We start from the raw sequence: 12,047 nt of genomic DNA, 5'->3' as shown, positions 1-12,047 counted from the left end.
ATGCAGAACACCTCCACCGTGCAAGCCTACCGTGCCGGCTTGCTGACCTTTCACGCCGATCCGGCCTTCAGCGAGCGCGCCCATTCCTATTACGAGGATGGCCTGCTGATCGTCGCGGACGGGAAGATCTCGGCCATCGGCGACTGGTCCACGCTGCACGCCAGCCTGCCGCCGGACGTGGCGGTGACGGACTACCGCGGCAAGATCATCAGCGCCGGCTTCATCGATGCGCACATCCACTATCCGCAGTCGGACATCATCGGCTCGCCCGCGCCCGGCCTGCTGCCGTGGCTGGAGCAGTACACCTTCCCGGCCGAGCGCAAGTTCGAGGATCCCGCGCATGCCACCAATGTGGCCGAGTTCTTCCTCGACGAGCTGCTGCGCGTGGGCACGACGACCGCGCTGGTCTACTGCACCGTGCACCCGCAGTCGGTGGATGCGTTCTTCACGGCCAGCGAAGCGCGTGGCCTGCGCATGATCGCGGGGAAGGTGCTGATGGACCGGAACTGCCCGGACTTCCTGTGCGACACGGCGGAGCGGGGCGTGCTGGAATCGGAAGCGCTGATCCAGCGCTGGCACGGGCACGAGCGCTCGCTGTATGCGATCACGCCGCGCTTCGCGCCCACGTCGTCCGAAGCGCAGATGCAGCTGACGGGCGAACTGGCCCGCAGGTATCCGGACACGTTCATCCAGACGCACGTCTCGGAAAACGAGGATGAAGTCAAATGGGTGAAGACGCTGTATCCGCAGGCGCGCAGCTACCTCGATGTGTACGACCGCTACGGCATGCTGCGCCCGCGCGCCGTGTTCGGCCACTGCATCTGGCTGGACGAAGGGGACCGCCGGCGCATCGCCGAGACGCAATCGGCGGCGGCGGTCTGCCCCACGTCCAATCTTTTTCTGGGCAGCGGCCTGTTCGACTTCGAGCGCGCCGATGCGGCCGGCATGCTGATGGCGCTGGCGACGGACGTGGGTGGCGGCACGTCGTTCTCGATGTTGCAAACGATGAATGAAGCCTATAAAGTAGCGCGCTTGAAGGGCAGCTATCTTCCCGCGCTGCGCATGTTCTACCTGGCCACGCTGGGCGCCGCGCGCAGCCTGCACCTGGAAGGCACGATCGGCAGCCTGGCCGCCGGCAACGAGGCCGATTTCGTGGTGCTCGATCCGGCCTGCACGCCACTGCTGGCGCGCCGCACGGCGCACACGGACAGCCTCGAGGAGATGCTGTTCGCGCTGGCGCTGCTGGGCGACGACCGCACCGTCGCCGCCACGTATTCCGGCGGCAGGCTGGTACACCGGCGCGGCTGAAGACAGGGCCCTCGTCCACCCACACGGAGCCCCCATGTCTCGAGCCCGCATCAACAAGACCCGCCTCAGCGCCGCCGCGCTGACCCTCGCCTTCGCGGCCACCGCGCACGCCCAGAAGGCCGGCAACAACGAAGCCATCGTCAAGCGCCACTTCGCCAGCCTGCTGGCCGCGCCGGCGCAGACCTCGGAACTGACAATGTTCCTGACGATGATGCCGAAGGGCGGCGACCTGCACCACCATTACTCCGGCGCGATCTACGCCGAGCAGTACCTGGAATGGGTCGACCGGCAGGGCTACTGCGTCAGCAAGACCACCTTCCGCATCAGCACCGACAAGGCGGCGATCGACGCGGAACGCGCCAAACCGGGCCCGCTGCGGGGCTGCGTGTCCGGCGCCGACCTGATGGCCGACGACGGCGCCTACCGCAAGCTGCTGCAGAAGTGGTCCACGCTGGACTTCCACAACCATGGCGCCGACCAGCCGCCGCCGGACCAGGCGTTCTTCGACACCTTCGGCTATTTCGGCCCGGTCGCCTCCACCAACACGAACGACGGCCTGCGCACGCTGAAGGACCGGGCCATCGCGGAAAACCTGTCGTACATCGAGACGATCTTCGAACTGGCGCCGGGCACGCCGGATGCGGACTTCGACAAGGCCGTGGCCGATCCCGCACGACTGGACGCCGCGCTGGCCGCCTTCACGCAGAAGCTGGAAGCGAGCCCCGCCTTTGCGCAGGGCGTGGCCGATTACGTCGCCAACGTGGAGAAGAGCAGCGCCGGCATCGACGACGAGCGCTTCACGATGCGCTACCAGCCGTATGTGCTGCGCTTCCTGTCGCCATCGCTGGTGTATTCGCAGATGCTGGCCAGCTTCAAGCTCGCGAAAGCCAATCCGAAGATCGTGGGCGTGAACATCGTCGGCCAGGAAAGCCGCGACGTGTCGATGCGCGACTACAGCCTGCACATGAAGATGTTCAGGTTCCTGAAGGCGAAGTATCCCGACGTGAAGACGGCCCTGCATGCCGGCGAGCTGCGTCTCGGCATCGTGCCGCCGGAAGGCCTGACGTTCCATATCGCCGAAGCGGTGGGGGTGGCCGGCGCGGACCGCATCGGCCACGGCATCGACATCGCCCACGAAAAGGATGCGCTGGGCGTGCTGAAGACGATGCGGGAGCGCCGCGTGCCGGTCGAGGTCAACCTCACCAGCAACGAGTTCATCCTCGGCGTGCAGGGCGGCGCCCATCCGGTCGAACTGTTCCGCCGCCACGGCGTGCCGTTCGTGCTGGCGACGGACGATGCCGGCGTCACCCGGCACAACCTGTCGAACGAGTATGTGCTGTTCGCCACCCGCTACAGGACGGACTATGCGGAGGTGAAGAAGCTGTCCTACGACAGCATCCGCTACGCCTTCCTCGGTGACGCGGAAAAACAACGCTTGCTGCAACAACTGGACAGCCGCTTTGCCCGGTTCGAGGCGGACATCGCCGCCTCGGTGCCCAAAACCGGTCGCTGAGCCCAGTCCCGATCCCGGTCCGCACGTCGCCGACGCGGCCGGGATCTTGCCGCTTTATCTTTCCAATGTACTAATTTTGTAGCCCTTTCGCTACACTTTCCCAGTGCTGCAAGCGCGTTTTTGTAATTTCGCGATGAAATAAATTCACGCTTCCACGCCGCCTTTATAATCCCCGCCGTCAGCCCGCCCGGGAAAAAATATCTGCCTGTCCCAACGATCGATTTAGTGCAATCGCATATAAATGCGCTTGCAAATTCGAATTTGTCACGACTTTTGTCGTCATGCATAGTTGATTTGCAGCCAATAGACAGGGCGGCCCGGATGTCACGAAACGGTCACATTGCGGTCATCGTGGCGACATCAACGGCCGGTAAAATCTCGGGTTGGCTAAGCAGTTTGCAGCAAAAGTAAAGTGTGGCGGGAAGGGCAGATCTACCCGATCTTCGTCCAACCGCCAGTAAATTCGTCCAATTTGGGGAAATAATGATGAATCATAAACGGCTCCGTCTCACGCAGATCGCGCTGAGTCTGTCTATCGCACTGGCCGCGGCACCTACCTTCGCACAGAACACCACGTCTGCCATCGGCGGCCGTATCTCGAGCCCGGACGGCTCCCCAGCGTCCGGCGCCGAAGTCAGCGTGCTGCACGTGGAGTCCGGCTCCGTGAGCAAGGTGACGACGGATGCACAAGGCCGTTACGTGGCGCGCGGCCTGCGCGTCGGCGGTCCGTACACCATCACCATCAGCAACAACGGCGTGACCGAAAAGCGCGAGAACGTGTTCATCGCGCTGGCCGAAACCTCCACCGTGGATGCCCAGCTGGGCCAGGCCGTGCAGACCGTGACCGTTTCCGGCAGCAACCTGCGCAATGACCGCTTCTCGAAGACCGCCATGGGCACCGGTACCAATATCGGCCCGACGGAACTGGCGATCCAGGCATCCATTAATCGCAACCTGCAGGATTACGCCCGCACCGATCCGCGCGTGTCGCAGACCGACAAGGAACGCGGCGAGATCTCCGTGGCCGGCCAGAACAGCCGCTACAACACCCTGACGATCGACGGCGTGTCCGTCAGCGACACGTTCGGCCTGGAAGCCTCCGGTTCGCCGACCGCCAAGCAGCCGATCTCCATCGAAGCCATCGCTTCGGTGCAGGTCAACGTGGCCAACTACGACGTGACCCAGAAGGGCTACACCGGCGGCAACATCAACGCCGTCACGAAGTCCGGTACCAACGACGTGAAGGGCAGCGTCTACTACGTCTTCCGTAACGACAAGACCGCCGGCGAGCGCTTCAACACCACCGACGGCACCTACTACGATCCGGCCAAGTTCAAGGAAACGACCAAGGGCGCCACCGTGGGCGGCCCCCTGATCAAGGACAAGCTGTTCATCTTCGCCAACTACGAGAAGCTGGAATCGACCCGCACGGCACCGTCGTTCGGCCCGATCGGCAGCTCGCTGACGAACGTGGGCGTAACGCAGAACACGATCGACCAGGGCGCGGCCATCGCCAAGAACACCTACGGCATCGACGTCGGCAGCTCGGCTGTCCCTGGCGGCACGATGCTGTCCGTGACGGACAAGCTGGTCAAGGTCGACTGGAACATCAACGACGACCACCGCGCCATGTTCCGCTGGTCCAAGACCGAACAGTCCGAGCCGTTCTTCGCCGGCCTGACCGCCACGGGCATCTCGCTCAACAGCGAGTGGTACCAGCAGAACAAGACCATCGAAACGAAGGTTGCCCAGCTGACGTCCGACTGGTCGCCAACGTTCTCCACCGAGATCAAGTACTCGCGCCGCGACTACGACAGCGTGCCGAAGCTGAACTCGCAGCTGCCGCTGGTGGGCCTGCGCATCTCCGGTCCGCTGGCAGCCGGCGCGGCCACCGGCACCTCCACGGCCAACCGCTTCGTCAACTTCGGTACCGAGAACAGCCGCCAGCGCAATGCCCTGGCCACCAAGACGGACGACGTCTACGTGGGCGGCAACCTGCTGCTGGGCGACCACGAAGTGAAGCTGGGCGTGGACTACCAGAAGAACGACATCTACAACGCGTTCCTGCAGAACATCTACGGCAACTACACCTTCGGTTGCACGACGGGCATCGGCTACGAATTCCTGGGCGGCGCCAACCTGTCCTCGTGCACGGCGAACGCCGGCCAGATCGAACAGGCCGTGCTGGAGAACTTCCGCCGCGGCCGTCCCGTGTCGTACCAGACGCAGGTCGCCAACCCTGGCTACTCGCTGGAAGACGCGGTCGCCAACTTCACGATGAAGAACACCGGCGTGTTCGTGCAGGACACCTGGACCGTGACGCCGCGCCTGACCGTCATGGCCGGCGTGCGTGTTGATAAAGTCGGCGTGCCGCAAAGCCCGCTGGCGAACGTGGCCCTGGCTGCCGCACCCGGCGCGATGAACGCGGCCGGCCGTGCAACGGGCGGCTACGGCATCGACAACACCAACACGATGGACGGCCAGAAGCTGTGGCAGCCACGCGTGGGCTTCAACTACAACTTCGAGACGGCACGCCGTACCCAGATCCGCGGTGGCGCCGGCCTGTTCCAGGGCGCTGCCATGAGCGTCTGGCTGGCCAACCCGTTCCAGAACGCCGGCGTGGCCACGTCGACGATCGGCTGCGGCATCAGCGGCTTCCCGGCCTGCCCGACCACGGGTGGCGTGTTCAGCCCGGACATCAACAACCAGCCGCGCTTCACGGGCACCCCGTCGGCCGCGTCGGTGGACGTGCTGGCCGCCGGCCTGCGCCAGCCTTCGGTCTGGAAGATGAACCTGGCCGTCGACCACGAATTGCCATGGCAGAACATCACGGTGGGCGCCGAGTTCCTGAAGACGGACGCACGTGACGCGATCTTCTACCAGAACCTGAACCTGGGCGCGGCAACCCGCACCGGTACCGATGGCCGTGCGCTGTTCTACACGCCAGCCGGCTACAACACGGCATGCTGGGATGCCAGCGGCAACAGCATCACGAGCGGCACCTGCTCCACGTTCCGCACCCGTGCCGGCTCGAACGAGAAGTTCAACAACGTGCTGGTCGCCACCAACACGAAGCAGGGTGGCAGCAACCTGGCCACGCTGTCGCTGCAGCGTCCGATGATCGGCGGCTTCGCCTGGACCGCGTCGTACACGTACACGGAATCGAAGGAAGTCTCGCCGCTGACGTCGTCGACGTCCAGCTCGAACTACTCGGGCCGCTCGGTGTTCAACCCGAACGAGGAAGTGGAAGCCAATTCCAGCTACCTGGTGAAGGACCGCGTCACGGCGTCCATCAGCTTCCAGAAGCGTTTCTTCGGTTCGTACCGCACCACGTTCGGCACGTTCTATGAAGGCCGCTCCGGCAAGCCGTACAGCTGGACGACCAACAACGACATGAACGGCGACGGCCTGGCCGGCAACGACCTGATGTACGTGCCAACGGCATTCGGTTCCGGCGAAGTCGTGTTCAAGGGCGACACCGCCACCAACCACGCCAACGAGCAGCGTTTCTGGGACATCGTCAACCAGTACCGCGGCCTGCGCAATTCGGCGGGCGGCGTCGTGAAGCGCAACAACAGCTTCTCGAACTGGACCAACAACTTCGACGTGCGTGTGTCGCAGGAAGTGCCGGGCTTCTGGCAGGGTCATAAAGGCGTCTTCACGCTGGACATCCTGAACTTCGGCAACCTGCTGAACAAGAAGTGGGGCCGTATCAACGAAGTGGGCTTCCAGGCCAACGGCGCGCAAGCCCGTTCCTTCGTGGACGTGGTGGGCCTCGATGCCAGCGGCAAGTACATCTACCAGCTGCGCGACAAGGTGGAAGACCTGGAAGTGCGCCAGGCCAAGGGCGAGTCCCAGTGGGCCCTGCAAGCGACCGTCAAGTACGAGTTCTAAGCATCGCCTGAGCGGCATCGCCGCTCAAGTCTGCACTGCAAGGCCGGCCGTCAAACGCCGGCCTTTTTTCATCTCGGCCGTCAAACGCCGGCCTTTTTTCATGTCGGGCGCCTGCCGGAACGGCTCTGTAACGGAAGGTTTCCACGGCCTGCCTGCGCTGTTTTCGCCCGGCGTCCGCCTGTACAATACGTGGTCACGTTTCATCCTCACCTCATGAAAAATCTGCACTCCCTCCCGCTGGCCGCTGCCGTGGCACTGGCGCTTGCCGGCTGCGCGACCCCGCCGCCATCCCCGAATACCGAAATCAACCTGGTTGCCCTGAACGACCTGCACGGCAACCTGGAAGCCACCAAGTTCACGTACACGAGCACCGGCGACACGACGCCGCGCACCGTCATGGCCGGCGGCATCGACACCGTGGCCGGCGCGCTGCAGCAGTGGCGCGCCGAGGATAGGGACCTGCTGCTGGTCGGTGCCGGCGACATGGTCGGCGCCAGCCCCGCGCTGTCGGCGATGTGGGCGGACGAGCCCACGCTCACGGCGCTCGGCATGCTGGGCCTGACCGTCACCTCGGTCGGCAACCATGAATTCGACCAGGGCCGCAACGAACTGCTGCGCCAGCAGAAGGGCGGCTGCCACTCGCCGCGGCCCGAGAAGGCCTGCCAGTACGAACTCCGGTACGGCGGCGCGCAGTTCGGCTACCTGGCCGCCAACGTCATCGATGCCAGCACGCGCAAGACGATCCTGCCGGCCTACCGCGTGCTCGAAGCGAAGGGCGTGAAGATCGCCTTCATCGGCACCGTGCTGAAGGAAACGGCGGAAGTGGTGGCGGCCAGCGGCATCGCCGGCCTGCAGTTCGTCGACGAGGCCGATGCCGTGAACCGCCTGCTGCCCGAGCTGCGCGCGCAGGGCGTGAACACCTTCGTCGTGCTGATCCACCAGGGTGGCCGCACCGCCTCCGACTACGACCGCCAGTATTGCGACGACCTGGAAGGCGACATCGTCCCGGTGGTAAAACGCTTCGACCCGGCGATCAAGCTCGTCATCAGCGGCCATTCGCACAAGGGCTACCTGTGCAAGGTGGACGGCAAGCTGGTCACGCAGGCGCAGATGGGCGGGCACATGATGTCGCGCATCAAACTGGTGGTGGACAAGGCCACCGGCGGCGTGGTCGACATCAATGCCCGCAACGTCGTCATCGAGCAGGGCACATTCCCGGCCGAGCCGAAAGCGGCCGCCTACCTGGCAGCGCTGCGGGAGCGCAGCAACCGCGAGCTGAACAAGCCAGTGGCAAAGCTGGCCGTGCCGCTCGTCACGCGCGAGCGCGATGGCAAGGACGAATCCCCGCTCGGCAACCTGGTGGCCGATGCCACGCTGGCCGGCGGCCGCCCGTTTGGCGCACAGATCGCGTTCATGAACACGGGCGGCATCCGCCAGAACCTGGAGGCCGGTGCCGGCAACGTCACCAGCAAGGGCCAGGTGCAGGCCGTGCTCCCGTTCGGGAACACGCTGGTGGTGATGAACCTGACGGGCGCGCAGCTGCGCGCGCTGCTGGAAGGCCAGTGGGTGGGCGACAAGGTGGAAACCCGCGGCCTGCTGCAGGTCTCGGAAGGTTTCACGTACCGCTACGACCTGCGCCAGCCGCAGGGCAAGCGCGTGTCCGGCATGCTGCTGAACGGCCGGCCGGTGGCCGATGATGCCTCCTACCGCATCGTGGCCGCCTCGTTCCTGGCCGATGGCGGCGACGCATTCCCCGTCTTCGCCCAGGGCACCAACCGGGTCCAGACGGGCATCCGCGACGTGGATGCGCTGGTCAAGTACCTGCAGCGCCGCGAGCAGGACCTGAAACCGGCCGGCCTGGTGGCGGGCCAGCCCCGCATCGGGCACGTGCAATGAGGACGACATCCATGCGACGCATTTTCCTGGCCGGCCTGCTGGCCACTTCCTTCGGCACCGCGCAAGCCGACTTCCGCATTCCCGGCTTCGAACTGGTGCAGACCGCGCCCGTCGAAACGACCTTGAAGAACGCCGACCTGCGCGACCCCGTCACCGTGTGGTGCGAGCTGTTCGACAACGCCAAGGGCGATATCGCGATCGGCCAGTTCTATGCCGTGAACCAGCCGGGCGCGCCGTTCGAGAAGGTGATCGCGCGCCTTGCCGCGGCGGGCCAGCGCGGCGTGAAGATCCGCTTCCTGCTCGACAGGAAGGGCATCGGCCTGTCCGATGCGGCCACGCTGGACCGGCTGCGCGCCATCCCGAACCTGGAGCTGCGCATCCTCGACTACAGCCAGCTCACGGGCAACGGCATCATCCATGCGAAGTATGTCGTCGTCGATGGCCGGCGCGCCTTCGTCGGCAGCCAGAACTTCGACTGGCGCTCGTTCACGCACATCCACGAGACGGGACTGCTGGTCGATGACGCCACCGTGGTCGGCCAGGTGAAGGCGATCTTCGAGCAGGACTGGGCCGCCCAGGCACAGCTGGCGCGGGGCGCCAATGTGGCGCACCTGCAGGAGAAGGCCACTGGCGGTGCCGCCGCGCTGGCCGAACTGGCACGGCCGGCGTACCTGCTGGCCAGCCCGGCGGCGTACAACCCGCCCGGTGTCGGCGACTCGGAAGCGGGCCTGCCGCTGCTGCTGGCCGAGGCGAAGAACGAAGTGCGCGTGCAGCTGCTCGACTATGCGCCGCTGTCGTACGGCCCGAAAGGCACGCGGCCGTATTACGCCGTGGTCGACAATGCCGTGCGCAGCGCCGCCAACCGCGGCGTGAAGATCAAGCTGATGGTCTCCAACTGGAATCTCGAATCGCCGGCGCTGCCCTACCTGAAAAGCCTGGCCGTGCTGCCGAACGTGGAGATCCGCATCGTCACCCTGCCGAAGGCGTCCACCGGCTTCATTCCGTTCGCCCGCGTCATCCACAGCAAGACGATGACGATCGACGGCAAGCTCGCCTGGGTCGGCACCAGCAACTGGGCCGGCGGCTACTTCGACCTGTCGCGCAACCTGGAGATCGTGCTGCGCAACGAGGCGATGGCGGCGCGCGTCGCGGCCGTGCATGAACAGATCTGGAGCTCGCCATACGCGCAGCCGCTGGACATCAACAAGCAGTATCCGAAGCCACAGAAAGGGGCCGAAGAATGAAATCCCTGAAACGTCTCGCGTCCATCGTGGCGCTGGCCGGCGCCTTTGCCGCCGTCGCGCCGTCCGCCGCCCATGCCTGGGGTTATGAAGGCCACCGGGTTGTCGGTGCCATTGCCGCCAAGCTGCTGAAGGGCAGCGTGGCCGAAGGGCAGGTCAATGCGCTGCTGCTGCCGGGCGAAACGCTGGAATCGATCGCCGTCTGGGCCGACTGCGTGAAGGGCGACTGGTGCGGTCCGCAGACGCAGGAGATGGTCGACTACGTGGCCGGCAATCCGAAGCACGCCGAGTACCACTACACCGACGTGCCGTTCCAGCTGAGCGCTTACCATGACCATGGTGCCGGCACGTCCGAGGTCGACATCGTGCAGAGCCTGAAGGGGGCCATCACCGTCCTGCAGGGGAAGGACACGCCGGCCACCAATCCCCACAAGCTGACCAAGCGCCAGGCGCTGCTGCTGGTGGTGCACCTGTGCGGCGACATCGTGCAACCGCTGCACGTGGGCGCCGGGTTCGTGGGCAAGGACGGCAAGTTCGTGGTGCCGAAGACGCAGGCCGAGATCGACAGCGTCAACGTGTTCGATCCGCGCGGCGGCAACAACCTGCTGCTCGATGAAGCCAGTACTTCTTCCAGCGGCGACAAGCTGATTCCGCCGCTGCCGGATGTGGCCAAGGCCGCCGCGGGCGACAAGCCGCGCACCACGCGGCCGTTCCACTCGTACTGGGACAGCACGGTGGTGACGTACGCGATGCGCCGCTCGAACACGCGCACGCCGGAGCAGTTCGCGCAGTATGCGATCGACACGAAGCCGCTGGTGGCGAAGTCGCAGGGCGATGTGCTGACCTGGCCCTACCAGTGGGCCGACGATACGCTGGCCGTGTCGCAGGTCGCGCACAAGGACGTGAAGCTGGGCGCCGCCAGCACGCAGACCAGCAAGAGCACGGGCGAAACCTACAAGACGTGGGCGCTGACGGTGCCGGACGACTACGCCGTGCCATCCTCCGCGATCGCGCGCGAACAGCTGATCAAGGGCGGCTACCGGCTCGCCGAGCTGCTGAAGGCGATCTGGTCGTAACGGGCATCACGGCCCGCGGTCCGGGGTCTGGCACCGTCAGTGGAGCGGTTGGCAGCACTGATGGCGTGTGCTGCGGTGCCTGACCCCAGCCTTTGGCCAGCATGTCGCCACGGCTGGGGTCAGGCACCGCAGCCCGCGTCAACACTGCATCTGCAAGTCCCCGTCCAGCGGTGCCAGACCCCGTGACGCGGGCACTCTCCGCGACATCGACCGTTGCCGGTATCGGCCAGGGCAGTCATCCCACCCCGGCTGTCTTCTTCCTCTTCTTCCCCAGCAGCGGATCGATGAGCTGCGCGCCCAGCGTGTCGCCCACCCGCGTATCCGTGCCGTACCGTGCCGGCCAGTGCCGCGGCAGGTAGTGCGTGCCGAACAGCCGGTCCAGCACCGGCAGCGTGGACGCGTAGTTGCGGTTGATATGGTCGTTGCGCGTGTGGTGCCAGTGATGGAATGCCGGCGTCGTCACCAGCCATTCCAGCGGCCCAAGACGCCAGCGCACGTTCGAATGGATGAAGAAGCCCCACAGCGTGCCCAGCACCAGCAGCAGTGCCGGCGCGGCGGTGCCCGCCACGCTGGGGCCGGCCAGGCCGAGAAGATAGAGAGGCAGCAAGCCACAGAGGCGCGTGACCACCATGTCCACCGGATGCGTGCGCGTGTTGGCCATGAAGTGCAGGTGCTCGGTGCTGTGGTGCAGCGCGTGGAAGCGCCACAGCCATGGCAGCTCGTGGCTCAGGCGGTGGCCCCAGTAGAAGCCGATCTCGCCGATGACGAAGGCCAGCGCGATGCGCGCGGCGCCGGGCAGCGCCTGCAGCCACGAGGTCAGCGCCGCCGGCACGAGGTGCTGCGCGGCGACGGCCAGCAGCGCCAGCGGAGCGCTCAGCAGCACGACCGGCACCAGGCTGCTGATGACGTACCAGGCGAGGTTGTGCAGCACCTCGCGGCGCGGGCGTGCTGCATGCTGCGCACCGAACCACCGTTCCAGCGGCACGAACAGGAGCGTCAGCAGCACCAGCCAGGCGAACAGGCGCAGCACGGTGCCGGCGAATTCATTGAAGGAGAAGGGCATGGCGTGGGTTCAACGTGAAAGCACAACGCACGAATGGCAGGCACCGCGAACGGTAC

7 protein-coding genes are annotated in these 12,047 nt (G+C 65.7%); 6 read left to right on the top strand and 1 reads right to left on the bottom strand.

Translation table 11 applies throughout. The features are described 5' to 3' along the window. From guaD to IP91_RS17280, 6 genes are all read left to right on the top strand, one after another. Positions 1-1,308: a guanine deaminase gene (gene guaD, locus IP91_RS17305; RefSeq protein ID WP_145650344.1), complete on the top strand. Its 1,308-nt coding sequence runs from the start codon at positions 1-3 to the stop codon at positions 1,306-1,308. 34 nt (positions 1,309-1,342) lie between these two features. After that, on the top strand, positions 1,343-2,821 hold the full coding sequence (locus tag IP91_RS17300; protein WP_145650343.1) for an adenosine deaminase family protein: 1,479 nt from the start codon (positions 1,343-1,345) through the stop codon (positions 2,819-2,821). Positions 2,822-3,304: 483 nt separating this feature from the next. Then, positions 3,305-6,715 carry a TonB-dependent receptor gene (locus tag IP91_RS17295; protein ID WP_145650342.1) on the top strand — a complete coding sequence of 1,137 codons (3,411 nt, stop codon included), beginning with the start codon at positions 3,305-3,307 and terminating at the stop codon, positions 6,713-6,715. A 213-nt stretch (positions 6,716-6,928) separates the two neighbouring features. Then, positions 6,929-8,611, top strand: coding sequence for a bifunctional metallophosphatase/5'-nucleotidase (locus tag IP91_RS17290; RefSeq protein ID WP_145650341.1), 1,683 nt, complete (start codon positions 6,929-6,931; stop codon positions 8,609-8,611). 11 nt (positions 8,612-8,622) lie between these two features. Next, the gene (locus IP91_RS17285; RefSeq protein WP_145650340.1) at positions 8,623-9,855 is read left to right on the top strand and encodes a phospholipase D-like domain-containing protein; all 1,233 of its coding nucleotides are present in this window, start codon (positions 8,623-8,625) and stop codon (positions 9,853-9,855) included. Beyond that, positions 9,852-10,928 (top strand): S1/P1 nuclease, encoded by a 1,077-nt coding sequence (locus IP91_RS17280; RefSeq protein WP_307724426.1) that lies wholly within the window; start codon positions 9,852-9,854, stop codon positions 10,926-10,928. Before IP91_RS17285 ends, IP91_RS17280 begins: the two co-directional genes overlap by 4 nt. Before the next feature lie 235 nt (positions 10,929-11,163). Here the strand turns inward: IP91_RS17280 and IP91_RS17275 are convergent, their stop codons facing one another. Next, positions 11,164-11,991 (bottom strand): sterol desaturase family protein, encoded by an 828-nt coding sequence (locus IP91_RS17275; protein WP_145650339.1) that lies wholly within the window; start codon positions 11,989-11,991, stop codon positions 11,164-11,166. Positions 11,992-12,047: the final 56 nt, after the last annotated feature.

The sequence above is a fragment of the Pseudoduganella lurida genome (assembly GCF_007830455.1).
In the GTDB taxonomy this organism is placed as follows: Bacteria; Pseudomonadota; Gammaproteobacteria; order Burkholderiales; family Burkholderiaceae_D; genus Rugamonas; species Rugamonas lurida.
Note: the sequence above shows the minus strand (reverse complement) of the source record. Positions and strands in the feature narration are given on the sequence as shown.

Excerpts from the sequence above, each read along its gene's own strand:
- IP91_RS17280 (WP_307724426.1), top strand. The coding sequence starts at position 9,852 with ATGAAATCCCTGAAACGTCTCGCGTCCATCGTGGCGCTGGCCGGCGCC.
- IP91_RS17275 (WP_145650339.1), bottom strand. The coding sequence starts at position 11,991 with ATGCCCTTCTCCTTCAATGAATTCGCCGGCACCGTGCTGCGCCTGTTC.
- IP91_RS17300 (WP_145650343.1), top strand. The coding sequence starts at position 1,343 with ATGTCTCGAGCCCGCATCAACAAGACCCGCCTCAGCGCCGCCGCGCTG.
- IP91_RS17290 (WP_145650341.1), top strand. The coding sequence starts at position 6,929 with ATGAAAAATCTGCACTCCCTCCCGCTGGCCGCTGCCGTGGCACTGGCG.
- guaD (WP_145650344.1), top strand. The coding sequence starts at position 1 with ATGCAGAACACCTCCACCGTGCAAGCCTACCGTGCCGGCTTGCTGACC.
- IP91_RS17285 (WP_145650340.1), top strand. The coding sequence starts at position 8,623 with ATGCGACGCATTTTCCTGGCCGGCCTGCTGGCCACTTCCTTCGGCACC.
- IP91_RS17295 (WP_145650342.1), top strand. The coding sequence starts at position 3,305 with ATGATGAATCATAAACGGCTCCGTCTCACGCAGATCGCGCTGAGTCTG.